Source organism: Hyphomonas neptunium ATCC 15444 (assembly GCF_000013025.1).
Taxonomy (GTDB): Bacteria; Pseudomonadota; Alphaproteobacteria; order Caulobacterales; family Hyphomonadaceae; genus Hyphomonas; species Hyphomonas neptunia.
This window is the reverse complement of record NC_008358.1, coordinates 2,955,941-2,980,693: the sequence shown is the minus strand read 5'-3', so window position 1 is coordinate 2,980,693 and position 24,753 is coordinate 2,955,941. Positions and strand designations below refer to the sequence as shown.

The following is a 24,753-nucleotide window of genomic DNA, read 5'->3' as shown; positions in this document are numbered from 1 at the left end:
GGGTGAGGGCAACCGCCGCGCCCTGAAAACAGGGAGCGTAGATTTGCCTTATCGGTCCGGACTGCTTGTCATTGCCGCTGCCATCCTTGCCCCATCGGCGCTGGCAGAAATGCCCCAACGCCTCGATCCCGTCGAAGTCTACGGCGACCGCCCGCAAGAGGCCCCCGGCTCCCGCGCTATCCTCGATGCGCAGCTGATCGCCGACACCGCCGCCGACCGTCCAGCCGAAATCCTGAACCAGGCCCCCGCCGTCAACATCCAGATGAATTCCGGCCAGGAGCATCTCATCGCCATCCGCTCACCCGTCCTCAGCGGCGGGGCAGGGCAGGGCAGCTTCCTCATCCTCGAGAACGGCGTCCCCATCCGCTCGCCCGCCTTCGGCAACGTCAATTCCCTGATCGAGCCTCACCATGAAGTGGCCGATGCCATCGAGATCGTCCGCGGTCCCGCCAGCGCCAAATACGGCTCCAACGCAGTCCACGGCCTCCTGAACTTCATCCTGCCGGATGCGGCGAGCCCCCAGAGCCTGCGCCTCAGCTACAGCACGCTGGAACGCCTGCGCGCCGACGCCTCGGTCAATCTCGGTGCCTCAACGCGGCTGAACCTCTCCCTGATGGACGACGCCGGCTGGCGCGACGATACCGAAAGCCAGCAGCAGAAACTCTCCCTCATTACGCAGGCAGACCTCGCCGGATGGGACAGCGCCTTCTGGCTCGCCGCCTCCAGCCTCAACCAGGAAACCGCCAGCTTCATCCAGGGCCCCCGCGCCTATGAAGACGACGCCTTGCGCGAAACAAACCCCAACCCCGAAGCCTACCGCGACGCCTGGTCGGCCCGCCTCGGCGGCCGGCTCTCCCGCGAGGTCGGCCCCGGCACGCTCACCCTCCTGCCAAACCTGCACACCCAGGCGATGATCTTCTCCCAGCATTTCCTGCCCTATGGCGGCGTGGAGAAGAACGGCCATACCGGCGGCGGCGTCCTCGCCCGCTATGAGTTCACCCCCACCGGCCCCGTCCAGTGGCGCCTCGGCGCCGATACAGACTTCGCGACCGGCTACCTGCGCGAAATCCAGCCCGAACCAAACCCCAGCCCGAACTTCCCGCAAGGCATCCACTACGACTACACCGTCGACACCCAGCTCTTCGCCCTCTGGGCCGAAGCCGATTGGCAGCTCACGGAGGGGCTCCGCCTCCTCGCCGGCCTGCGCGGGGAAACGCATAGCTACGATTACACCACAGACGCCCCCACCGGCATCAATGGCCGCTTCAACGTGCCTGAAAATCGCACGGACGATTTCACCTTCCTCACGCCCAAGCTCGGCCTCGTCTGGGACCAGCCCTGGGGCGCCCTCTACGCCAACTACGCCCGCGGCGCCCGCGCCCCGCAGGTCTCAGACCTCTACCGCCTCCAGAGCCTCCAGCTTCCCGGCGAAATCGACACCGAAACCCTCGACAGCCTCGAGATCGGCGTGCGCGGTCAGGGCCTCTACGGCCATCTCGACTTTGATGTCGCCGCCTGGTGGATGGACAAGGAAAACTTCTTCTTCCGCGATTCCGATGGCCTCAATGTCCCCGACGGCTCCACCCGCCATTTCGGCATAGACGCGCAGGCGACCTGGGCGTTCACAGACAATCTCTCCGCCACCGGCAACGTCGCCTGGAGCGAGCAGACCTACACCTTCGACCGCCCCGTCGTCGCTGCCCAGGAACGCATCGTCGACGGAAACCTGATCGACACCGCCCCCGAATGGCTCGCCGACGCCCGCCTCGACTGGCAGGCAACAGACGCCCTGCGCCTCTCCCTCACCGGCGAACATGTCGGCGAGTATTTCATGGACCCCGCCAACACGGTCACCTATCCCGGCCACACAGTCTTTGGCGCCCGCGCCGGATACACCTTCGCCGGCGGCATGGAAGCCTACATCCTCATCCGTAACCTGACGGACGAAAAATATGCCGACCGCGCCGATGTCGGCTTCGGCAATGAACGCTATTTCCCCGGAGAACCCGTCAACGCGGTCTTCGGCCTGACCAAGACATTCTAAGGAGGAAGCAATGAAACTCTACCACAGCCCGATGGCGCCCAATCCGGACCGCGTCGTCTATTTCCTGCGCGCCAAAGGCAAGCTCGACGCCGTCGATCTGGAAGAAGTCTCCATCATGGCGCAGGACCATAAAAAGCCCGAATACCGCGAGGTTTCGCCTTTCTCGCAGGTCCCCGCGCTGGTTCTGGACGACGGCACAAAGCTCACCGAGAGCCGCGCCATCTGCACCTATCTGGAAGGCATCTTCCCCGAGCCGAATCTGATGGGCGCGGACCCCAAAGAGAAAGCCCTGATCGAAATGTGGGACCGCCGCATCGAGCTGATGTTCTTCATCCAGTTCGCCGGCTGGTTCCGCAACGCCCACCCGATGATGGCCCCCCTCGAAGTGCCCCAGAGCGCCGAAGCCGCCGCCAAAAACGAGAAGGCGGCCAAAAAAATGGCCGAACGCCTCAACGAACATCTCGCCAATAACGAGTTCGTCGCCGCCGACCGGTTCTCGATCGCCGACATCACCCTCTTCATCACCTGCGGTTTCTGCCGCGTCATGAAATGGGCGCCGCATAAGGAACATGCCAACCTCGGCCGCTGGTACGACGCCATGGCAGCGCGCGGCTTCGCGGGCTGAGGCCAGGCCGCACGCGGCTAAGACCCTCACCTCCCACGCCCCGGCAAGCACAACGCCAAACCCCTTGTATGTCATCTTTTGCCCGGCCTGCTATATTTCCGCGGTCGGCAGCGGATGAGAGCACCCCACCCCTGAGGGACACCAAGCCCGTGGGAGAGCGTGTCGCCTCATCCGCCTTGGTCATCACCCCGGACAGTCGCTTGGGCCGGCGAAAGCGAAGCCCGCATGCGCAAGGTCGGGATATGAGCGAGAGATTTGTTGGAATTGATGTGTCGAAGGAGACATTGGACGTCCATGTATTGCCGGAGGGGCGTGCCTTTGCCGTCGCGCGCACTCCAGCGGGGATAGACAGCCTTCTGGCCGCGTTGTCGGAGCTGGGCGCGGACCTGGTGGTGCTGGAGGCCACCGGCGGGCTGGAACGGGTGGTCACCGCCGCCCTGGCCGGGGCGCAGATCCCGGTTGTTGCGGTCAATCCCCGTCAGATCCGGGACTTTGCCCGCGCCACCGGGCAGCTGGCCAAGACGGATGCGATCGATGCGGCGGTAATCGCCCGGTTCGGACAGGCGATCCGGCCGGCCCCGCGAGCCCTTCCGGACGCCGCGGCCCAACAGTTGGCAGAGCTGGTCACCCGGCGGCGGCAGGTCATCGACATGGCGGTGGCCGAACGCAACCGCCGCCGCCTGGTGACGGCCAGGCCGGCCCTGCGCAGCATCGACCGGGTGCTGAAGGTTCTGGAAGCCCAGCTGGCAGACATCGACAGGGAGATCGGGGACCGCATCCATGCCAGCCCGGCCTGGCGGGAGGCAGAGGACCTGCTCAAATCCGTACCCGGCGTTGGCGACCAGACGGCCCGCACCCTGATTGCGGCCCTCCCGGAACTAGGCACCCTTGGCCGCCGTCAGATCGCGGCCCTCGCGGGGCTTGCCCCCCTTCAACCGCGACAGTGGCCAGTGGCGCGGCCGCCGCTCCATAACCGGCGGCCGCGCCGATGTGCGCAGCGTCCTCTACATGGCTGCCCTGGCCGGCATCAGGTTCAACCCAGCCCTGAAAGCCTGCTACCAGCGCCTCCGGACCGCCGGAAAACCCGCCAAGGTCGCCCTCGTGGCCGTCATGCGAAAACTTCTCACAATCCTCAACGCAATCCTCAGAGACAAATCCCCATGGCAAACACAAAACGCTTGAAAGCGAACACAGTCGCTCTCCCTCTGGGAGAGGAGGGGCCCATCGCGTAGCGATGGGAGGTGAGGGCCTCCGCCTTATCCAACAAACCCAACCCCCGCCGCCCCAAAAATCCCCATCCCAATCAACCCCTTGCAAAAAACTTCCGCAAATCCTCCCCACACCCTCCGCCCGCGGACATATACTCGTCCCCATGCCGAGCTTGATGCGCCTCCGCAGACATCCAGACTTCGCCGGGTTCTTTGACCTGGTGCACCCCTTCTTCTGGCCGGTGCTGTTCTGGCAACTGATCCGCGCGTCGAAATACATCGCCACGCTCGGCTGCCGCGAGGCCTTGGTGGATGTAAACTGGTGGGGCTTTGTCACCATCGCCTTCCTCGGCGACCGCGATCCCAGCCCCTCCGCCTACAGACCACTGGCGCCCACACGCAAACCGTGGAGCGACCCTGTCTGGTCGAGTTCCGTTCCCGCAGACCTTCTCCCCGAAGCACGACGCCTTATCTTCCCCTGCACAAGCGGGGGAAGTGGCAGGGCGCGCAGCGCCCTGACGAAGGGGGCCTCCGCCCTCACGGCCACCGCCGACACCTCCTAGCTTTGAACTGATCCCGAATTCAGCCAACTCCACCGGCCAGCCCCGCTGCGTCCGGCCAAACCTGCTGCCCAAAACACTCGCCCACATCCCCCCGTGTCATCCCGGACGCGGCAAAGCCGCGATCCGGGACCTTCTCACCGCTTGCACGTAACCGAGCGTCACCCCACCCCCGCGCGCCCACCACCCCCCAAAACCACGATCAAGGGTTTCCTCCCCCGCCTGATGCGCTATTCATAGGCCACCAGCAGCCGGGGGAGTTTTGATGCGGTTTCTGACATTGGCATGCGTCGCGGGTCTCTTGCTTCTCGGCGCCTGCGCCCAGAGGTCTGCCTGGACGGTTCCGGTCCAGCCTGTTGACGTGGCCGCCCTCGCCGAGGTCGCCCCCAGCGGCCGTCTCCCCGGCACCGCCCGCCCGCAGGCTTACCGCGTCACGCTCGATCTGGACCCCCGCGAAACCCATTTCTCCGGTCAGGTGGAGATTGATATCCAGCTTGCGGCCGCCACAAACGGCATCTGGCTGCATGGCGATGATCTCGACGTTTCCCGCGTCACCGCCACTGCCGGGCGCGAAACGGTCGAGGCCGGCTGGGACGAAATCCTCGACACCGGCGTCGTCTGGGTCAGCTTCCCGCGCCGCCTGGAAGCGCGCCGCGTCACCCTCGCCATCGACTACACCGCCCCGTTTGATACGAGCCTCGCCGGTCTCTTTCGCGTCGAGTCCCAGGGCAACTGGTATGCCCTCGCCAAATCCGAAAGTATCCAGGCCCGCCGCTTCCTGCCCGGTTTTGACGAGCCGGGCCTGAAGGCGCCCTTCCATGTCACGATCACCGTGCCCGAAGGTATGCACGCCATCGCCAACACGCCCGAGGTCGCCCGCGAGGCAGCCGGTGATGGCTTCGAGACGATCCGCTTTGCGCCAACCCGTCCGCTCTCCACCTATCTGCTCTCCGCCGCTGTCGGCAATTTCGACAAGGTCGAGCGGCCCGATCTTCCGCCTAATGATGTTCGTCGCGCCGCCATTCCGCTCACCGGTTATGCGCGCGCGGGCAAGGGGGAGGAGCTGGCTTTCGCCCTCGATCTCACCCCGGAAATGATGCGCGTCTTCGAGGAGATGCTGGGCCAGCCTTACCCCTATGAAAAGCTCGACATCATCGCCGCCCCGCAATGGCCGTCGGGCGCCACAGAGCTCGCCGCTGCCATCACCTACCGGGAGGGCCGTATCCTTGTCGGGCCAAACACCGGCCCGTCGCTCCTGCGCAGCGTGAAGGAAATCCACGCCCATGAAATCGCGCATATGTGGTTTGGCAATCTCGTCACCCCGCCCTGGTGGGATGATCTCTGGCTGAAGGAAGGCTTTGCCGTCTGGAGTGAAACCGCCGTCCTCTCGATCATGGAGCCCGGCAACAATCACGAGCTGGCCGCCGTCATTGACGGCATCCGCGCCATGTCGCTCGACAGCCTGAAGGGCGCCCGCGCTGTGGCCGAGCCGATCGACCGCAATGAAGACGTGCGCAACGCTTACGACGCGATCACCTATTCCAAGGGCCAGTCGGTCATCCGTATGGTCGACGCCTATTTCGGACCGGAAGTCCTGCGCCCGGCGCTCGGCCGTTACATTGCCCGCTACGCCGATGGCGAAGCCGACAGCGCCCGCTTCTATGAGGCCATCGGCCGGGCCAGCGGAGAGCCTGAAATCGGCCGCGTCTTTGAAAGCTTCGTCACCCAGCCCGGTGTGCCGGTGGTGCGCGCCCGTCCGGTCTGCGGCGCGGGCATCGCCAAGATCGAATTCACCCAGTCGCGCTATCGCCCCATCGGGTCGGAAATTCAGTCCGGTTCACAATGGCGCATTCCCGTCTGCGCCACCTGGAAAGACGGCGCCAATGGCGGGGAAGTCTGCGCCCTGCTTTCTGGCGCCAAACGCACCGTCGATGTGCCCGGTGCCATCTGCCCGGAAATCATCGTGCCCAATTCGGAAGGGTCAGGCTATTACCGGTTTGATCTGCCGGCGGAGAACTGGCGCGCGCTGACGGAAAACTTCGCCGGGCTGGAGGCGCGCGAAGCGCTCGTCAGCCTCGACAGTGCCCAGGCTGGTTTCAATGCCGGCACGCTGGACGCTGAAGAATATCTCCGCCTCCTCGAAGCCAGCCTCACCCATCCCCACGGCACGGTCCTCATCACCGCGCTCAACGCCTGGGACAGCCTGCTCCTCCAGCTGGGGGAGGGCGCCGATCCCGCCCGCGCCCGCGCCGCCGCGGCGCTGGCAGATCGGGAGGCCCCGGCCGAGCTTGAGGCTCAGCTGCGCCTGCGCGGTTTTGAGGCCGGCTCGCTGCAAGACCCCGCCGCCCGCGCGGCGCTGGTGGAAGAGGTCGATGCGTTCCTGTCCGGTCAGGGCCAGCTCTCCAGCGACCTCTACACCTACGCCCTGCGCGCCGCCCTTGAAGACGGCGGCACGGCGATGTTCGACCGGGTGGTGGAAGCCACGTCCCGCATCGATGATGCCGTCTTCCTGCAAGCGGCTGCCAATACCCTCGGCGCTGCGGCCGCGCCCGAGGACGCCGCCCGCGCGCTCGACCTGATCTATGATGGCGGTATCAGCCAGCAGGTCACCTTCTCCCTGGCCGAAAGCCTGATGAACAATCCCGATCATCGCGCCGCCACCTGGGCCCGCATCACCGGAGACTTCCCCGGCTTCACGTCCAGACTGCCCGCCCAGTCCCGCCGCGCCACGCCGCGCCTCGCCCGCGCTTTCTGCGACCCGTCGGTGATCCCCGATCTGGAAGCCCTCTTCGCCGCCGGCAGCCGGGACCTTGCCGGCCATGAGCGCGCCCTGGACGAAACGAAGGAGTATCTCACCCTGTGCGCCGCGCAGCAGGATCACGCCCGTCAGGCATTCGGCCCTGTTTTGGCCGATCCTGTCCAGGAATGACCGGAAGTGTCTCAATCTGTCCCGAACTGTCCGGATTTGTCCTGAAGTGTCCGCCGCGTGTCCGGTGAAGGCACACGCGGCGGCGCCGGAATAGCGCGTCAGGCGTTCTTGATCGTCAGGCCGCCATCGACCGGGATATGCACGCCGTTGAGAAAGCTCGCCGCCGGCAGAACCAGTGACAGCGTCATGTTGGCCACCTCTTCAGGGATGCCATAGCGGCGAAGCGGTACGCGACGTTTCGCGTATATCTCTTTGTGTTCATTGGAAATTCCTGCCGTAATGCCGGTGATGATCGGCCCCGGACAGATGCAGTTCACCGTGATGCCTTCGCGTCCCAGGTCAACCGCCAGGCCCCGCGTCAGGCCAATCACGCCATGCTTGGCCGCCACATAAGGCGAATTGCCCGGCGTCGCCCCCAATCCTTCGGTCGAGGCAATGTTCACAATCCGCCCCCAGCCATTCTTGCGCATATAGGGCAGGGCCGCCCGGATCGCCCGCTGGTGCGAGGTCAGCATGACGTTGATGGAGGGGCCCCAGCTATCCTCATAGCTTTCCTCTCCGACCTGTCCGGGAATGGCAAAGCCTGCATTGTTGACGAGAATATCCATGCCGCCAAAATGCGCGGCCGCCTCGTCCACCACCCGCTTGATCGCCGCGCCATCGCTGACATCCAGCGCCCAGCCCTTCACATGATCAATGCCGGCAGCTTTGATTTCATTGACGACTTTATCGACGTTCTCCTGTTTCAGGTCGGTGACCGCCACATTGGCCCCCTCGCGCGCAAAGAGGTGGGCAGTTGCCCGCCCCATCCCGCTGGCCGCGCCGGTGATCAGCGCGGTCTTGCCTTTGATGGATCTCGATAGTTCCTGATAGGGCGGTTGTTCGCTCATGCCTGTTTCCTCCGTTTTTTGATTGTGCCTGAAAAGTTCAATACCGGCCGGCCATCCTGGCCCGTCACCAGTCCGCGCACAAAGCTCAGCGAGCCGCCCTTGCGCAGCGTCTCTCCGCGCGCCTCCAGCCGCTCGCCTTCCAGCGCGCCATCGATAAATTCTGCTGTAAAAGCAACGGTTACGCCGTAGCCGCCCTCCATTGCCTCATGCCCGATGGCGAACAAGGCAAAATCCGCGAACGTCATCAGACACCCGCCATGCACCACGCCCCCGGCATTCATATGCTTGCGCGCCACCCGGAAGGCCGCGACTGGCCCGTTCTCATCGACGCGAAAGTAGAACGGCCCTGCGGTCTCATGCTCGAAAGGCTCCTCAGCCCAGGTTGTCCAGCCTGCAAATTCGCCGTCTGCTACTACCGATGTCGACATGGGACCCCTCTCTTGATTGACTGCGGCACCTTACCCGCATGCGCCCCTTCGACAAGCGCTCCAATGGCGCATAAAGTATCTGCCGAAGAGGAAACCGGGAGACGAAACAAGATGGCCTTCGACGCCGAAACCCGCGCCGCGCTGATCGATCAGGTCCGCCGATTTGTCACTGAAACCTGCGTACCGGTAGAGGCCCAGGTGGGGGATGAAGACGCCGTTCCCCAGCATGTGGTCGACGCCATGAAAGAGCTTGGCCTGTTCGGCATCGCTGTGCCGGAGGAATATGGCGGCCTCGACCTCGACATGGAAACCGAATGCCTCGTCGCCATGGAACTCGGCCAGACATCTCCGGCTTTCCGCTCGGTGGCCGGCACCAATATCGGCATCGGCAGCCAGGCGCTCATTCTCTTCGGCACCGAGGAGCAGAAACAGAAATGGCTGCCCGGCGTCGCCTCCGGCGACCTGATCGCGAGCTTTGCGCTGACCGAGCCCGAAGCCGGTTCTGACGCTGCCGGCCTCAAGACGAAGGCTGTGCGCGACGGCGATCATTACATTCTCAACGGCACCAAGCGCTACATCACCAATGCCAACAAGGCTGACCTCTTCACGGTCATGGCGCGGACAAATCAGGACGAGCCCGGCGCCAAAGGTGTCTCCGCCTTCATCGTCGAGCGCGACACGCCCGGACTGTCGGTCGGCAAGCCCGAGAAGAAGATGGGCCAGCAGGGCGCCCATATCTGTGACGTGATCTTCGAAAACGCCCGCGTGCCTGCCGCCAACATGATCGCCAAGGAAGGCGAAGGCTTTAAAGTCGCCATGAGCGTGCTGGATAAAGGCCGCCTCCACATCTCGGCTGTGGCGACCGGCGTTTCCAAACGCCTGATCCGCGAGATGGTGAATTATTCGCTGGAGCGCAAACAGTTCGGCAAGCCGATCTTCGAGCACCAGATGCTCCAGGCCCTGATCGCTGACAGCCAGGCGGAAACCTATGCGGCCGAATGCATGATCATGGACGCCGCCCGCCGCCGCGACGCAGGCGAAGATATCACCATGCTCGCCTCCTGCACCAAGCTCTTCGCCACCGAGGCCTGCGGCCGCGTGGCTGACCGCGCCGTGCAGATCTTCGGCGGGGCAGGGTACGTCTCCGATTACGGCATCGAACGGTTCTACCGCGATGTGCGCATCTTCCGCCTCTATGAAGGCACCAGCCAGATCCAGCAGATCATCATCGCGCGCGAACTGGCCCGCGCCGCCAAAGCAGGAAAACTCTGATGTTTGAACATGACATGGCCGACCCCGGCGAAGTGGGTATGAATGCTGAGCGGCTCGCCGCGATTCCGGAGTTCTTCCAGAAGAACTATCTCGACAGCGGCAAGCTGCCCTGCATGGCAACGCTGATCTCGCGCGGCGGCGAAGTCGCCCATGAGAGCTATATCGGCGCAACCGAAATGGGCGGCAGCCGCCCGATTGGCCCGGAGACAATCTTCCGCATCTATTCGATGACGAAGCCGGTCACCTCGCTCGCCATCATGATGCTGTTCGAGGAAGGAAAGCTGCGGCTGGAACATCCCGTCAGCCGCTACATTCCCGAATACAAGAACGTGAAAGTCTGGGACGGCGGCACGCGCGACGCGCCCAAGCTGAAAGACCCCGACCGCGAAATGACGATCCTGGATCTGATGACCCACACGTCTGGTCTTACTTACGGCTTCCTGATGCAAGACGATACCGACGCGATCTACCGGCGTGAAAAGGTCGGCACGCCGAAACAGACATTGCAGGAAATGGCCCGCCAGATGGCGGGCCTGCCGCTTGCTTTCTCGCCCGGCACCGAATGGCGTTACAGCCACTCGATTGATGTGCTCGGCGCGATCGTTGAGGTCATCACCGGCCAGGAGCTGGATGCGTTCTTCCGCGAGCGGATTTTTGGCCCGCTGCAGATGAACGATACCGATTTCTGGGTTGCCGAAGACAAGATCGACCGTCTGATGGCCTGCTATCAGAAAGATGCGCAGACAGGCGAGACAACGCTCGCCGATCCGGCCGGTGCGGCCTCGCGCCTTTACGCCAAGCGTCCGGTACAGCTCAATGCTGGCGGCGGGCTTGCCTCTACGGTGCGGGATTATCACCGCTTCGCCCTGATGCTGCTGCGCGGCGGCACGCTCGACGGCGCCCGCATCATCAGTCCCAAGACCTGGGAATTCATGCGCCAGAACCATCTGCCAGGTGGCCAGACCATGCGCGGCATGGGCCGCTCTGCGTTCACCGAGGTGATGTCGGAAGGCGTGGGCTTCGGGCTCGGCGGTTCGGTCGTCACCGACATCGTGGAAACCCGTCAGCCCGGCAGCGACGGCACGTTCAGCTGGGGCGGCCTTGCCTCCACCTTCTTCTGGATCGACCCGGAAGAGGAGCTGATCGCCGTTCAGGCCACCCAGCTTATGCCATCCTCCACCTATCCGATGCGCATGCAGCTTCAGCAGCTTGTCTATGCGGCGATTGACTGGTGAGCGAAGAACCGAAAAACGCCGTTCGCGAGGCCATCCTTGCGCTGACAGCTGCAAAAGGTGCTGGCAAAACCATCGCGCCAGAAGATGCAGCAAAAGCGATCAGCCCGGAACATTTCGTTCGGGTGCTGAAAGATGTACGCGCCGAGGCGGTCCGGCTCCACAAGTCGGGCCTCATCGCCATCTACCGCAAAGGCAAGCCGGTGGAAGACCCGGACACCTTCAAGGGGGTGTATCGTCTGGGGCTGCCGGCCTGAGGGCGCTTGAGACTTCATGGCAAAGGCGCCCGACCCCCTTCATGAATTTGTGCTGGAACTGCTCTCGGGCGCCGGGGCGATCAACATCCGGCGAATGTTCGGTGGCGCCGGGGTGTATCAGGACGGGGTAATGTTTGCTCTGCTCTCGGATGACCAGATCTATGTGAAAGTGGACCCGGCGCTACGCGCTGATCTTCTGGCGGAAGGCGGCGCGCCGTTCCTCTATCTCCGCTCAAGCGATGCCAAGCCTATTGATCTGGGCTATGTCAGTCTGCCCTCATCTGCGATGGATGATCCCGATGAGGCGACGGTGTGGGCTAGGCGGGCGCTCACCGCAGCGCGGGCGGCAAAGGCCAAAAGCCCGCCAAAGAAGCGTAAAACCAAATCAGATTGAGTTCAGGCGACGGCGGGACGCGCGGTTGGTTGATCCAGAGAAAAGGCGTAGTCGGACGATCCGTTCTGGCGCAGGTGCTGGAGGCGTTGAAAGCCATCCTCAAGCGCGAAACGTTCGCCGCGCGGCGCCCACCACATCACAAAGCCGGGGCCATCGCTGCGGTCGATTTCCTGGCCGAGGCGGCGCATGCCGGGCGGGTGGGTTCGTCCATTATAGGTGAAGGCTTTGAGATCTTCGAGCGAACGCCAGACCGCCATGGTCGAGACTTCCGGCGCGCGCCATCCTTCCGGGTACGGAAAGGCATCATTGTAGGATCGCCAGCTGCCATCGGGGCAGCGCAGGCCGTGATTGTGGAAGTGCAGACCTTCAAAACTGTCGGCATCGGCAAAGATGCGCGGCAGGACCGACAGGAACGTCATCACATACGGATTGTCGAGCGCGAAAGCGCCCAGCGGCCGTACGCAATTGAAGTGAACCAGTCGAAAATCCATCTAAATCTCGTCCCCATAAGGCTCTCTTTTGAGAACCCTATGGAGACAATATTGAATAATCCTTAAGGTGAACCTCAAGAAAATAAGGCAATCGAAGGTTACTTGCCTTTGAACTCGGCCTTGCGCTTCTGAAGGAAGGCGCTGACGCCTTCTTTGAAGTCGTCCGTGCGGCCTGCCGTGCGCTGGGCGACGCGCTCGCCGTGCAGGGCAGAACCGAAATCGGATTCGCTCGCGTCCCAGATGATCTTGCGCGTGAGCGCCAGGGCGACCGTCGGGCCGGAGGCGAGTTTCTGGGCAAATTCCAGAGCGGTCGGCAGCAGTTCGGCGTCATCCACCACGCGGTTGACGAGGCCCCAGTCGAGCGCCTGGTCGGCGGAAACCTTTTCGCCGAGGAGAGCCATTTCCATGGCGCGGACGCGGCCGATGGTGCGGGCGAGCAGCCAGGTCGAGCCACCATCGGGCACAAGGCCGATGCGGCGGAAGGCTTGGAGGAAGTAGGCGCTTTTGCCGGCGATCACGAGGTCGCCCATCAGGCCGAGCGCGCAGCCGACACCGGCAGCGGCGCCGTTGACGGCGGTGATGACCGGGTGGGGATGTTCGCGGATGGCGGTGACGAGGGGATTGTAGAAAGCATCCAGCGCCTTGCCGGCATCAGGCTTGGAGCCGGGATAGGCGATTTCCGGGCCAGAGCCCATGCCGCCGAGATTGGCGCCCGAGCAGAAGCCGCGGCCTTTGCCAGTGAAGATCGTGCAGCGCGCTTCACTGGCGGCCACTTCAAAGGCGTGGAGCAGCTCGATGGCGGTATCGACGCCACAGGCATTCAGCGTCTTGTCATCGTTGAAGGCGATGATCGCGGTGTCGCCATTGCGCTCATAGGAAATCTTCTCGTACGTCGCCATTGGCGTCTCCCTCATATGGTTCTGATCTTACTGGCCTGCTTGTAGAGCGAAGCAGCGCGGGCGGGAACGCCTCACGCCGGGTAAGCGCTTTGCGGCGCCTATTGGGGAAATACTGAACAGGCGCTACAATGTTCACCAACCACTGACGGGATTGGGAGAAACAGCACATGGCCCTTGATGGCACGCCGGGCACCGGCATGAACGCACTGCTCGCGAAACAGAAGGCGGCGCATCTGCGCGACGGGATACCGCCGGTCCAGAAACGGATCGAATGGCTCGACAAGTCCATCGACCTCCTGGCCACGCATGGCGACGCGCTGAACGAGGCGATGCGGGCTGATTTCGGGCATCGCTCGAAGGACCAGTCCAACCTCACCGACATTGCCGGCTCCATCGGCGCGCTGAAGCATGCCAAGGCGCATGTGGCCAAATGGATGAAGACCGAGAAGCGCAAGGTGGAGTTTCCGCTTGGCCTGCTTGGCTCGAAGGCCGAGCTGCAGTTCCAGCCCAAGGGCGTGATCGGGGTGATCAGCCCCTGGAACTTCCCGGTGAACCTGACCTTCACGCCGCTGGCCGGTGTGTTTGCGGCCGGCAACCGCTGCATGATCAAGCCATCCGAATTCACCGAGGCGACCTCGGAGCTGATGAAGGAGCTGATCGCGAAATACTATTCGCCGGAAGAGTGCGTTGTCGTTACCGGCGGGCCGGAAGTGGGCGCGGAATTCACCAAGCTCGCCTTCGATCACATTCTCTTCACGGGCGCGACTTCGGTGGCCAAGCATGTGATGCGGGCCGCGGCGGACAATCTGGTGCCGCTGACCCTGGAGCTGGGCGGGAAAAGCCCGGTTGTTCTGGGCCGGTCGGCTGACCTTGAGAAGGCGGCAAGCCGGATCATGGCGGGCAAGACGCTGAATGCCGGGCAAATCTGTCTGGCCCCGGATTATGCGTTTGTCCCGAAGGAGAAGACGCAGGAGTTCGTGATGGCGGCGACCAAGGCGGTTGAGACGATGTATGCGTCCGGCCTGAAGGATAATGACGATTATACGTCGATCGTGAACCAGCGCCACTTTGACCGGATCACCGGTTATATCGAGGATGCGCGCGCCAAGGGCGGGCAGGTGATCGAGATCAACCCGAAGGGCGAGAACTTCTCCCAGCAGCCCTATCACAAGATTGCGCCGACACTGATCATTGATCCGACCGACGACATGAAGGTGATGCAGGACGAAATCTTCGGGCCGATCCTGCCGATCAAATCCTATAATGATGCCAAGGACGCGGTGGCCTATATCAACGCGCATGACCGTCCGCTGGGGCTTTACTATTTCGGGGACGATCAGAGCGAGAAAGACTTTGTGCTGAACAATACCACTTCGGGCGGCGTGACCGTGAATGATGTGGTGTTCCATGTGGCGCAGGAAGACCTGCCCTTTGGCGGGGTTGGCCCGTCAGGTATGGGCTCCTATCATGGCCGCGACGGCTTCCTGGAGTTCAGCCACAAGAAGGCGGTCTATTCGCAGACCAAGAATGAAATCCTGGCGATGATGCGCCCGCCTTATGGCGACAAGTATCGCGCGCAGGTCAAAGGCCGGATGAAGAAATAGGCCTTGTAAGGACGAGACATTCTGATGCGCCGGCGGGGAGACCTGCCGGCGCTTTTGTTTGAGGCAACAGGGGCGGCCGGAACGCGCGTTGTTTAGGGCACGGCCGGTGGTGTGTTTATGCGGTGGGGTTGCTTTAGGCTAGGAGGTGTCGGGAATTGTGCTTGCCGCTCCCCCCTCCGACCCTTCGGAGCCTTCTCGGGGAAATCGCAATGCGATTTCTGATCCCTCGAAGCCCCGCAAGCACGGGAGTATACCAGCGCAGGATTCCTCCAGAAAAACTCCAACTAGGTTTGGAGATATGTGGCTTTGCCAGACGGGATCGCCCCAGCCCGCTTTCACGGGCGTGGGCTTTCTGTAAGCACGCCAATGGTCGCCGACCTGGACGATGTGGACCTGTCCCCAGCGGCTAACCGAGATGAGGAGGGTGCGGAGTTCTTTATCCTGACGTTTGAAGATCCAGCGCAGCTGTAACCAGAGGTATGGCCAGAAGATTGGCGATACGTGGGCATAGAGGCGGGCGATCTGGGGTGTCATGGGAGGGAGTATAGATCCGTTCCCGGAGGGGGTGGATGAGATTTCTGGAAATCGCGGGGAGACTACAGGTTTGGGGGAAATGATGGTGGATAGGCGCCCTTCGGGCGGCCCTCACCTCCCATTGCTGCGCAATGGGTCCCTCCTCTCCCGCAAGCGGGAGAGGAGTAAGAGGCGTTGTGCTTGCTGCGAAGTGGCAGGTGAGGGCTGCACCGTTGGAGTTTTTTGCGGAAAACTCCAACGAAGCTCCAACGGAACTCCAAGCGTCAGGCCCGGACACTTCCGGACAGGTTTGGACAAATCTGGACAAACCGGGACACTTCCGGTCAGCGGCGGCCGCGTTTGAGGTCTTCCGTGATCTGGATGTCGGCTTCTTCGCCGGAGATGCGGTGGCGGTAGACCTGGATGTTTTCCAGGACGCGCTGGATGTAGTTGCGCGTCTCGGAGAAGGGGACGAACTCGACCCAGTCGACGGGGTCGATCTGGCCGGTGCGGGGGTCGCCATAGTCGCGGGCCCATTGGCTGGGGCGGGAGGGGCCGGCGTTGTAGGCGGCCGCCGTCATGATGTAGCTGCCGTTGAACTGCTTCAGCAACGTGTCGAGATGGAGCCCGCCGAGCGTCATGTTGTAGGCGGGGTCATTCGTCAGCCAGGACTGTTCGTATGGCATGCCGCGCAGGCGGGCTTCGTTGCGGGCGGTTGATGGCATGAACTGCATCAGGCCGAGGGCGCCGACGGGGCTGCGGGCGTTGGGGTTGAACTCGCTCTCCTGGCGCGTGATGGCGAGGATGAAGGCGCGTTCGACTTCCGGCTGGCGTGAGAGCGGGTGCATCAGGATGGGATAGGCGGCGTCCGGCGCGAGGACGCCCTTGAAGAGACCGGCCTTGCCCGCGCGCACGGCGGTGTCGGGCTGGTCATACTGGTGGTTCAGCTGGGCCAGCAGCTCGAACTCTGCCGGGGTGGAGAGGATGTCATCCAGATGGTGGGAGAAGGTGCGGTAGAGACCCATCTCCCCCGTGGCGCCGATGAGGCGGAGCGCGCGGACCATCGGGTTTGTATCGAAGGCGGCGAGTTCTTCCGGGGCCGGAGCAATCGCGGGGCCGAAATTGATGGTCCGGTCGCCAAGCCGCTCGGCCGAAAGCTGTCCGTAATAAGTGTATTTGTGGGCGGCCGCCGCGCTGTAGGCGAGGGCTGCCTGGTCTGACTGGCCCAGCGCATCGCGCGCGCGGCCGGTCCAGTACTGGCCCCGCGTGAGGCTGACGGGCGAGCCGACGCCATTAGTCATGGTCTCGAAATGCTTGAGGCCGCGGGTCGCGTCGCCATTCAGGCGCAGGGCGATCCAGCCCGAGAGCCATTCGGCCTCGGCAAAGTCTGCGCCCGCGCTCATGCCGTGGGGGGCGGCCATCGCGTAGGCACGCGAATAGTTGCGGGCCTTGAGATCATTGCGGATGGCGATGGCGCGCTCATCCCAGAGGCGGCCGCGCCCGGCAGCGGGCACGTCCTTGCCGTTGATCTGGGTGAGCAGCGGGGCGACGGCGTCGTCCATATTCTTGGCGCGGCGCCAGTTGGCGCGCTCATACAGCAGGCCGGGATGGTTTTGCAGATTAGCGGGCACGGCCTCGATGGCGGCGTCGACATTGCGGGCGCGCTGGGAGAGGGCGATGCGGGCATCGACGAGGTTGCGATAGTCGGCGGTGAGCTGGGGCTTGAGGGCCTGGGCGTCTGAGCGTTGGCCGGTCCAGAGGAGGAAATCGACGCGGGCGCGGTGATCGTCCTGGCTGAGCGATTGGCCCCAGCTGGCGAGCACCGTGCGCTGGACGCTCGATTCCAGCGTGTTGTTGCGCCAGACATCGCGGATGACTTCCTGCGCCCTGGCGGCCTGGCCAGACTGGCGCAGCGCGGTGGCGAGGGCGACCTTGCCGGCGCCGGTGATGGGGCCGGACTCCTCCAGCCATTTCACCTTGGCCTCGGCGGTGAGGTTGCTGTCGCCGATGATTTCCTCGGCGCGGCGGCGCATCCGGTCGGTCAGCGGCCAGGTCGAGAGGGTGGTGAGGGCGTAGTTGATTTCGTCAAAGGTGGTGCCGGGCACGCCGTCGGAGGCGCGCTTCCAGAGGATCATGTCGCGCACGGCGGGGTCGGACGTTTCGTACTGGATGCGGGTGACTTCGCTCCATGCGCCGCGGTCGATGGCGGAGAGGGCGGCTTTGAGCTGGGCGACGCTGGTGGGGTTTACCGGCTGAGCCGTCAGGGCGCTGGGGGCGACCGCCGGAAGCTGGGCGCCGTTGGCGGCGGGCGTGGGCACGGGCGCAGCGCCAGGCTGAGCGGGGGCCGCGCCGGGCAGGATGACGCCGGGGGTGAGCGCGCGCAGGACGGGCGCCGGGGTGGTTTCGGCCATCTGGGCCGGTGGCGGGGCCGGAGAATCGGCGCGCGGCTTCAGGCTGGGCGCTTCGGGCCGGGAGGCGGCCGAAGTGCCTGTAAGAAGGAAAGAAATCGCCACAAAAACAGCGGAAATCCGGAGCATGGTTCGGCTCACCCAAGTTTATTTCTGCGCCAAAGCGTGACAAGTCCAGAGACAGAGCCTAGCACGCAATCCCAACCAATCCCTGAATACGGCACGTTAAAATGTTTCACGGCTCAATCCCAGCCCTTGTAACACCCTTCAAGAATGGCGCTGTCGACGAGGCGGCCTTTGCGGCGCTGGTCGAGCGGCAGATTGCGGCTGGATCGGCCGCGCTGGTGCCGGTCGGCACGACGGGGGAAACCTCGACGCTGTCGACCGAGGAGCACAAGCGCGTTGTCTCGCTTTGTGTAGAGGTGGCTGCAGGACGCGTGCCGGTGATCGCCGGGGCGGGATCGAATTCCACCGATGAAGCGATTGACCTGGTGGCCCATGCCAAGGCGGCAGGCGCAGACGCGGCGCTGGTGGTGAGCCCCTATTACAATAATCCCAATCAGGATGGCCTGTTCGAACACTTTCGCGCGATCAATGACGCCGTCGCCCTGCCCGTGGTGCTTTATAATGTGCCCAGCCGCACGGTGGTGGACCTGAAACCGGAGACCGTGGCGCGCCTGGCGCGGCTGCCCAATATCGTCGGCATCAAGGACGCGACCGGCGACATGGACCGGGTGAGCTATCATTCGGCGCTGATCGGGGACGAGGAACAGTTCGTGCAGCTTTCGGGCGATGACCCTTCGGCGCTGGGTTTTCTGGCGATGGGCGGGGCGGGATGTATCTCGGTGACCGCGAATGTGGCGCCGGAGCTCTGCGCGGCGATGCATCTGGCGTTTGAGGACGGCGATCTGGAAAGCGCGCGGGCAATCGAGCGGCGGCTGATTAACCTGCACCGGGCGATGTTCTGCTCACCTTCGCCGGGGCCGGCGAAATATGCGCTCTCGCGGATGGGGCTGTGCGGGCCGGAGGTTCGCCTGCCGCTGACGGCGCCAGATGCGGCCGCTGAAGCGATGATCGACGCGGCCATGGCGCTGGCCGGTCTGAACACCTAGATTGGGCCGATGGCTACGAAGAAGAACGAACAGATCAAAGGGCGCACCGACGGGCTGGTGGCGGAAAACCGCCGCTCCCGGCGCGAGTATTCCGTGGAGGATACGCTGGAGGCTGGCATCATGCTGGTCGGCTCGGAAGTGAAATCGTTGCGCGAGGGGCGGGCGAACATTGCCGAGTCCTATGCGTCGGTCGAGCAGGGCGAGCTGTGGCTGATCAATGCCGAGATCCAGACTTATGGCGGGGCCAACCGCTTCAACCATGAGCCGCGCCGGAAGCGGAAGCTGCTGGTGTCGCGGCGGGAGCTCTCGAAGCTCAGCCAAGAGGTGGAGCGGGCGGGGCGCACGATTGTGCCGCTGAAGCTTTACTTCAACGACAAGGGCCGGGCGAAGCTGCTGATTGGCGTCGCAACGGGCCGCAAGGCGCATGACAAGCGCGAGCATGAGGCCAAGCGCGACTGGGCGCGGGATAAAGCGCGGATCATGAAGGCAGGGTAGATGAGTTCTCGAAGAGATCGAACGCTTTTGATTCTTGATCTTGATGAAACGCTCGTCCACGCAAGTTCAACACCGCTGGACCGCGCAGCAGATTTCAGGGTTGCTCATTACCACGTCTATCGGCGGCCGCACCTTGATGATTTTCTGACTGCGGTGTCGGCGACGTACGATCTCGCAGTTTGGTCATCGGCAAGCGACGATTACGTTAAAGCAGTTGTGGCAAACATTTTTCCCAACTTGGACGCGCTTCAGTTCGTATGGGGACGAAGCCGTGCCACGTATCGTCACATAGCTTGCACAGATGACTACGTCGCGAACGCCTATGACCCCGAGCATTTTTTCTACATCAAAGATCTTTCAAAAGTTAGGCGTAGAGGATGGCCTCTCGAAAGAGTGCTGATCGTAGATGATACGCCGGAGAAATGTATCCGGAACTATGGAAACGCCATTTATCCGGCACCTTACGAGGGAAGCCTCCAGGACGAAGAATTACCTCACCTGGCGAGTTATTTGGAAACGCTTCGTGATGTCCACAACGTTCGGAAGGTCGAGAAACGACGCTGGCGCACGTTGATCCCAAAGTCAGAGAAATGAGTTTTTAGCATGCCGCCCCTACCTCAAGCATTACCTATGTAAATCAGTCTGCATTTTTTAATGCTGCTACCCCACCCTAAAACGCATATGCGGGAGCTGGCTCATGGCATGGTTGCCGAGCCAGGCATAAGGGGCATCGGTGAAGGAGAGGCGGAGGCCGCGTGCGGCGATTTCTTCCAGCAGCAGGCGGATGAGCATCAGCGCGACGTGGCGGCCGGGGCAGATATGCGCGCCGCCGCCGAAGGTGGTGATGCCGCGATGATCGCGGTCCAGACGGAAAATCTGGGGCTTGGGGAAGACCGCGGGGTCGTGATTGCCCGCGGCCCATAGCATGAGCACCTGTGTGCCTTTGGGAATGTGGATGCCGGCATAATCGAGATCGCGCAGCATATAGCGCCTCAGGAAGAGGACGGGCGGCTCCAGCCGCAGGGCCTCCATGATGACGGCGGGAAGTTTTTCCGGAGCGGCGAGAACCTCCGTGAACGTATCAGGGTGTTGCAGCAGGGCGAAGAGGGTGTTGACCGCGCCGATGGCGGCTGTGTGGAAGCCGTCGACGAGATTGCCCGCCAGCAGCTTGCCCACATTGGGCGGGACGATTCCAGCTTCATCGGGATCATCCTGTGCCTCGATCTTTGCGAGGTCTGCGGCCAGCTCGGTGACGAAGGGATGTGTGCCGGCGGCAAGGCTGCGCAGGGCGGCGGTTTCGACGAGGCGGCCATAGGTGGCGGTTGCGGTGTCGGCTGTTTGGAGATCGCCTCTCGTCATCTGGATAAGGAACATCGCTGTCATGTCGCGCACGGCCAGCGCGGCTTCAGCCATTTCCGTTTCGGTCATGCCGATGAGGGCGCCCCAGAAGCGCGCGGTGAGGCGCTCGGCGATGTCTTCCACAAGGTCGATCTCGTCCCGGTGTTTCAGGGTGTCGAGCAGACCTTGCACGACATTGCGTGCAACCGGCTCCAGAAGCGCGGCCTGTTTGGGGCTTAACTGACGCAGCAGGGTGAGGCGCACCGGCATGTGGATGGGCGGATTTGCGGTGAACACCTGATGGGAGATGACGCCGCCGATGCCCCCGCCCGGCGGGAGCGGCGCGCCGGGGGGAAGCTGGTGGAGGCCGGGAAACATGACGCCGGGCGGCAGGGCGCCGACCTCCGGCAGGGCGCCGAACGCGCGCAGATCGCCATGGCGGAAAACGACAAGCTCGCCCGCTTCCGTGCGCAGGAGGCGGGGGGCGTCATCAGCAAAGACGCGGGCGCAGAAGGCGCGGAAGCTGTCACGGCCACCGGTGAAACCGAGGGATTCCAGACTTGTGAGCGATGCGATGTCTGGCATGGGCGCAGCCCCTTCATGTTCGATAGTTATCACTACTGAACATGAAGGGGCCGGTCTGGCAATGTTTGGTGAGATTTTGTTGGCGCCGGGATCAAAGCGTCAGGTCAAACACCATCTTCATCGCGCCTTCGGTGCGTTTGTCGAAGATGTCGTAGGCGCGGGCGCCGTCTGACAGGGGGAGGGTGTGAGTGATGTATTTTTCCGGCTTGATGCGGCCGGATTGGACGAGCGGGATCAGCTCGGGCCATTCCTGGGGGACCGAACATGTCCCGATACGGAAGGTGAGGCCCATGCCGAAGGCTTTTGACATCGGGAAGTCGAAGGTGCGGTCCTGAGCGACGCCGACGACCGAGACCGTGGCGCGCTTGCCCGAAAGGCCGAGGGCGGCGCGGATGGTGGCCGAGTGGCCGACCGCTTCGATGACGCTGTCGCACATGCGGCCCTTTGTGGCCTCCTGGATGATGGCGCGGGCATCCGCCGGGTCTGGCGTTTCAAGGCCGATGGCGCGGCCCGCCGCGCGGCGTTCCTCCACAAGGTCGATACCGAAGACGCGGGAGGCGCCCATGATGAAGGCGGCTTCCGCAGCCAATAGACCGATGGGGCCGAGGCCGACGACGGCGACGGTGGCGCCGCGCTGAATATCCGCGTTGCGCGCGCCGAACCAGGCGGTGGCGAGGGCGTCGGTCATCATCAGGGCCTGGTCGAGGCTGATGCCGTCTGGGATCTTCTGGGCGTTGAAGTCAGCGGCGGGGACACGGACGGCTTCGGCCTGGCAGCCTTGCAGTTTTGCCGAGAGGCCATAGCAGCTGCCGGCATTGAATTCGCAGCGGTTGACGACCCCGGCGAGACAGGCGCGGCACTGGCCGCACCCGACCGCCGCCGAGATCATCACCTTGTCGCCCACTTTCAGCTGGCGCACGCCGCGGCCGATTTCGACCACCTCGCCGACGGCTTCATGGCCGACACAATAGCCGGTGTCCTCGGAGAAGGTTTCGCCATGATAGATGTGCAGGTCGCTGCCGCAGATGGCGCATTTGTCGACCTTGATGATCGCGTCGCGGTCATCGTGCAGGTCGGGGTCTTTCATCGTTTCAAAGGCGATGTCGCGCGGGCCGCGATAAACGAGAGCTTTCATGGCGTTTCTCCTTGAGCGGACAGATCAGCGGACCGGAAGGGCGTTATATTCCTGGATTTTCAGCTTGCCGAGCTGGGACATGTGGACTTCGTCCGGACCATCTGCGATGCGCAGGAAACGGTTGAGGGTGAAGAAGCTGGCGATGGGGGTGTCGTCGCTGACGCCCATGCCGCCATGGGCCTGGATGGCACGGTCGCACACGGTCTGGGCCATTTGCGGCGCGATGACCTTGATGGCGGCGATGAGATCCTTGGCGCCCTTGTTGCCATGGCGGTCCATCGCGTCGGCGGCCTTCAGGGTAAGCAGGCGGGCCATCTCGATTTCGCAGAAGCTCTTGGCGACATCCTGGCGGATGGAGGACTGATCGGAAATCTTCTTGCCGAAGGCGACGCGGTTTTCGACGCGGCGCGACATGATTTCCAGCGCGCGCTGGGCCTGGCCGATGGAGCGCATGCAATGGTGGATGCGGCCGGGGCCGAGGCGGCCCTGGGCAATTTCAAAGCCGCGGCCTTCGCCGAGGATGAGGTTTTCCTTGGGCACGCGGACATTTTCAAAGCGCAGCTCGCACTCGCCGCCGGGGGAATTGTGAGAGCCGAAGACGGTCTGGTTGCGCACGATGGTGATGCCGGGCGTGCCGGGCTCGACCAGGATTTGCGAATGCTGCTGATGGCGCGGATTATCCAGCAGGGTCTTGCCCATGACGATCCAGATCTTGCAATTGGGGTTCATCGCGCCGGAGATCCACCATTTGCGGCCATTGATGACGTAATCGTCCCCATCCGGAAGGATGGTGAGTTCCAGATTGGTGGCGTCGGAGGAGGCAACCTGCGGCTCTGTCATCACATAGGCTGAGCGGATTTCGCCGGCCAGAAGCGGCTTCAGCCAGCGCTCCTGCTGGGCCGGAGAGCCGAACTTGGCGAGGACTTCCATATTGCCGGTGTCGGGCGCCGAGCAGTTGAAGAATTCTGAAGAGTGGGGCACGCGGCCCATGATTTCCGCCAGCGGGGCATATTCCAGATTGGTCAGGCCGGGGCTGAACTCGCCATACTCATGCGGCAAGAAGAGGTTCCACAGGCCTTCGGCCTTGGCGTGTTCCTTGATCTTGTCGATGCCGGGCCAGCGCTTCCAGAGATTTGCCGGATTATGGTTCCAGTCGTAATGGTCCTGCTCGGTCGGGTAGACATGCTTGTCGAAGAAGGCTTCGAGGCGGTTGATGAGGTCTTGCGTTTTCGGGCTGTGATCGAACTGCATGAGGGTGTTCCTGTTTTTTGTGTTTCGCGTGTCTTGAGGAGGCTTAGCTGATCCAGCGCAGGGCGCGTTCGAGCAGCCAGATGGTGCGGCGGTGGAGATCGTCTCCGGTGGCCTTGGGCGCCTTGCCGGCGCAGGCGCGCGCATAAGTGCCTTCCAGGATGATGCCGAGCTTGTAGCAAGCGAGCACGCCATACCAGTGAATACCGGAGAGATCGCGCGTCGTCTGTTTTGCATAATGGGCGACGAGTTCATCCGCTGACGGAAAGCCTTCCCAAGGCTGGACGGCGACTGTGCCGGCACTCGATTTGTCGGCAGTGTCCGGCCAGGTTGCCAGCAGCCAGCCGAGATCGAGCAGCGGATCGCCGATGGTGGTCAGCTCCCAGTCCACGATGGCGGCGAGGCGGGGCGCGTCGAAGAGGTACATGACATTGCCGAGGTGATAGTCGCCATGGATGATGCCGGGCTGAAAACTCTGTGGGCGGTGGGATTCGAGCCACTCGCCGATGCGGTTCACGCCGGGCAGGTCCTTGCGGCCATCCCATTCGGGAGTGTCGGCATAGCTTTCCAGCTGGGCTTTCCAGCGGCCGACCTGGCGTTCGAGATAATTATCGACCTTGCCGAGACCTTCCAGGCCGAGGGCGAGATAATCCTGCGCGCCCAGGGCGGCGATGCCATCGACGAGGGAGAGGCCCATCTGGTGGCGCAGCTCCGGGGATGAGAGGAAGGGTTCGGGCAGGCCGGTGGTGGGCGCGTAGCCATCGACGGGTTCCATCAGATAGAAGGCGGCGCCGAGAATGGTTTCATCCGGACACGCTGCAATCAGGCCGGGATGGGGGACATTCGTGCCCTTCAGGGCGGCGAGCATGCGGGCTTCGCGGCGCATGGTTTCGTTGGAATTGGCGCGCAGCACCGGGGGCGGGCGGCGCAGCACATAGGCGCGGCCCGAGCGGGTGAACTTCAGGAGGATGTTCTGCGTGCCGCCGGCGAGGAGGGCGGCCTCGGTGATGGGGCCTTCGCCGAGATGCTGGGTATCCATCCAGGCGGCAAGGGCGGTGAGGTCTACCGGAATGCTCAATTGTTCCT

At 63.4% G+C, this 24,753-nt stretch carries 21 protein-coding genes and 1 pseudogene; 13 read left to right on the top strand and 9 right to left on the bottom strand.

All coding sequences use genetic code 11. The features are described 5' to 3' along the window. The first annotated feature begins 43 nt into the window (after positions 1-43). From HNE_RS13930 to HNE_RS13910, 5 genes and pseudogenes are all read left to right on the top strand, one after another. Positions 44-2,044 carry a TonB-dependent receptor gene (locus HNE_RS13930; protein WP_035592760.1) on the top strand — a complete coding sequence of 667 codons (2,001 nt, stop codon included), beginning with the start codon at positions 44-46 and terminating at the stop codon, positions 2,042-2,044. 10 nt (positions 2,045-2,054) lie between these two features. Continuing rightward, the gene (locus tag HNE_RS13925; RefSeq protein ID WP_011647790.1) at positions 2,055-2,669 is read left to right on the top strand and encodes a glutathione S-transferase family protein; all 615 of its coding nucleotides are present in this window, start codon (positions 2,055-2,057) and stop codon (positions 2,667-2,669) included. Between the two features lie 242 nt (positions 2,670-2,911). Further along, positions 2,912-3,851: pseudogene (locus HNE_RS13920) on the top strand (IS110-like element ISHne3 family transposase). Between the two features lie 202 nt (positions 3,852-4,053). Then, entirely contained in the window at positions 4,054-4,440 is a 387-nt protein-coding gene (locus HNE_RS13915) for a hypothetical protein (protein ID WP_035592011.1), read from the top strand. 262 nt (positions 4,441-4,702) lie between these two features. After that, on the top strand, positions 4,703-7,366 hold the full coding sequence (locus HNE_RS13910) for a M1 family metallopeptidase (protein WP_011647789.1): 2,664 nt from the start codon (positions 4,703-4,705) through the stop codon (positions 7,364-7,366). A 98-nt stretch (positions 7,367-7,464) separates the two neighbouring features. Here the strand turns inward: HNE_RS13910 and HNE_RS13905 are convergent, their stop codons facing one another. After that, positions 7,465-8,256, bottom strand: a complete 792-nt coding sequence (locus HNE_RS13905; RefSeq protein WP_011647788.1) for an SDR family NAD(P)-dependent oxidoreductase — start codon at positions 8,254-8,256, stop codon at positions 7,465-7,467. After that, positions 8,253-8,684, bottom strand: coding sequence for a PaaI family thioesterase (locus HNE_RS13900; protein WP_011647787.1), 432 nt, complete (start codon positions 8,682-8,684; stop codon positions 8,253-8,255). Before HNE_RS13900 ends, HNE_RS13905 begins: the two co-directional genes overlap by 4 nt. Positions 8,685-8,795: 111 nt before the next feature. On the opposite strand from HNE_RS13900, the gene HNE_RS13895 reads away from it, so the two are divergent. The 4 genes from HNE_RS13895 to HNE_RS13880 are packed head-to-tail and all read left to right on the top strand — an operon-like array spanning position 8,796 to position 11,839. Beyond that, positions 8,796-9,956, top strand: a complete 1,161-nt coding sequence (locus tag HNE_RS13895) for an acyl-CoA dehydrogenase family protein (protein WP_011647786.1) — start codon at positions 8,796-8,798, stop codon at positions 9,954-9,956. Continuing rightward, positions 9,956-11,191 carry a serine hydrolase domain-containing protein gene (locus HNE_RS13890; RefSeq protein ID WP_198022942.1) on the top strand — a complete coding sequence of 412 codons (1,236 nt, stop codon included), beginning with the start codon at positions 9,956-9,958 and terminating at the stop codon, positions 11,189-11,191. The genes HNE_RS13895 and HNE_RS13890 overlap by 1 nt, the downstream gene beginning before the upstream one ends. Beyond that, on the top strand, positions 11,188-11,445 hold the full coding sequence (locus HNE_RS13885; RefSeq protein WP_035592805.1) for a DUF3253 domain-containing protein: 258 nt from the start codon (positions 11,188-11,190) through the stop codon (positions 11,443-11,445). Before HNE_RS13890 ends, HNE_RS13885 begins: the two co-directional genes overlap by 4 nt. 16 nt (positions 11,446-11,461) lie before the next feature. Further along, a complete protein-coding gene (locus HNE_RS13880) occupies positions 11,462-11,839 on the top strand; it encodes a TfoX/Sxy family protein (RefSeq protein ID WP_011647782.1) in 378 nt (125 codons plus the stop codon). A gap of 2 nt (positions 11,840-11,841) precedes the next feature. Here the strand turns inward: HNE_RS13880 and HNE_RS13875 are convergent, their stop codons facing one another. Both HNE_RS13875 and HNE_RS13870 read right to left on the bottom strand, forming a co-directional pair. Continuing rightward, positions 11,842-12,330, bottom strand: coding sequence for a DUF3291 domain-containing protein (locus HNE_RS13875; RefSeq protein ID WP_011647781.1), 489 nt, complete (start codon positions 12,328-12,330; stop codon positions 11,842-11,844). Between the two features lie 98 nt (positions 12,331-12,428). Next, positions 12,429-13,229, bottom strand: coding sequence for an enoyl-CoA hydratase/isomerase (locus tag HNE_RS13870; RefSeq protein WP_011647780.1), 801 nt, complete (start codon positions 13,227-13,229; stop codon positions 12,429-12,431). Between the two features lie 167 nt (positions 13,230-13,396). On the opposite strand from HNE_RS13870, the gene HNE_RS13865 reads away from it, so the two are divergent. Next, the gene (locus HNE_RS13865; protein WP_011647779.1) at positions 13,397-14,833 is read left to right on the top strand and encodes a coniferyl aldehyde dehydrogenase; all 1,437 of its coding nucleotides are present in this window, start codon (positions 13,397-13,399) and stop codon (positions 14,831-14,833) included. 857 nt (positions 14,834-15,690) lie between these two features. Here HNE_RS13865 and HNE_RS13860 read toward each other — a convergent pair. Then, positions 15,691-17,883, bottom strand: coding sequence for a lytic transglycosylase domain-containing protein (locus HNE_RS13860; protein ID WP_011647777.1), 2,193 nt, complete (start codon positions 17,881-17,883; stop codon positions 15,691-15,693). Between the two features lie 101 nt (positions 17,884-17,984). Between HNE_RS13860 and dapA the strand changes: the two genes are divergently transcribed. Genes dapA through HNE_RS13845 form a run of 3 tightly spaced genes read left to right on the top strand, consistent with a single transcriptional unit; the run spans position 17,985 to position 19,955 of the window. After that, positions 17,985-18,866 carry a 4-hydroxy-tetrahydrodipicolinate synthase gene (gene dapA / locus HNE_RS13855; RefSeq protein ID WP_011647776.1) on the top strand — a complete coding sequence of 294 codons (882 nt, stop codon included), beginning with the start codon at positions 17,985-17,987 and terminating at the stop codon, positions 18,864-18,866. Positions 18,867-18,875: 9 nt separating this feature from the next. Next, positions 18,876-19,361 carry an SsrA-binding protein SmpB gene (gene smpB, locus HNE_RS13850; RefSeq protein ID WP_011647775.1) on the top strand — a complete coding sequence of 162 codons (486 nt, stop codon included), beginning with the start codon at positions 18,876-18,878 and terminating at the stop codon, positions 19,359-19,361. Between the two features lie 27 nt (positions 19,362-19,388). Further along, entirely contained in the window at positions 19,389-19,955 is a 567-nt protein-coding gene (locus tag HNE_RS13845) for an NIF family HAD-type phosphatase (protein WP_198022934.1), read from the top strand. A 66-nt stretch (positions 19,956-20,021) separates the two neighbouring features. Here the strand turns inward: HNE_RS13845 and HNE_RS13840 are convergent, their stop codons facing one another. From HNE_RS13840 to HNE_RS13825, 4 genes are all read right to left on the bottom strand, one after another. After that, positions 20,022-21,284 (bottom strand): cytochrome P450, encoded by a 1,263-nt coding sequence (locus HNE_RS13840; protein WP_011647773.1) that lies wholly within the window; start codon positions 21,282-21,284, stop codon positions 20,022-20,024. 91 nt (positions 21,285-21,375) lie between these two features. Next, positions 21,376-22,419: an alcohol dehydrogenase family protein gene (locus HNE_RS13835; protein ID WP_011647772.1), complete on the bottom strand. Its 1,044-nt coding sequence runs from the start codon at positions 22,417-22,419 to the stop codon at positions 21,376-21,378. Positions 22,420-22,443: 24 nt separating this feature from the next. Then, a complete protein-coding gene (locus HNE_RS13830; protein ID WP_011647771.1) occupies positions 22,444-23,670 on the bottom strand; it encodes an acyl-CoA dehydrogenase family protein in 1,227 nt (408 codons plus the stop codon). Between the two features lie 43 nt (positions 23,671-23,713). Beyond that, on the bottom strand, positions 23,714-24,706 hold the full coding sequence (locus tag HNE_RS13825) for a phosphotransferase family protein (RefSeq protein ID WP_049755271.1): 993 nt from the start codon (positions 24,704-24,706) through the stop codon (positions 23,714-23,716). Between the last annotated feature and the right edge of the window lie 47 nt (positions 24,707-24,753).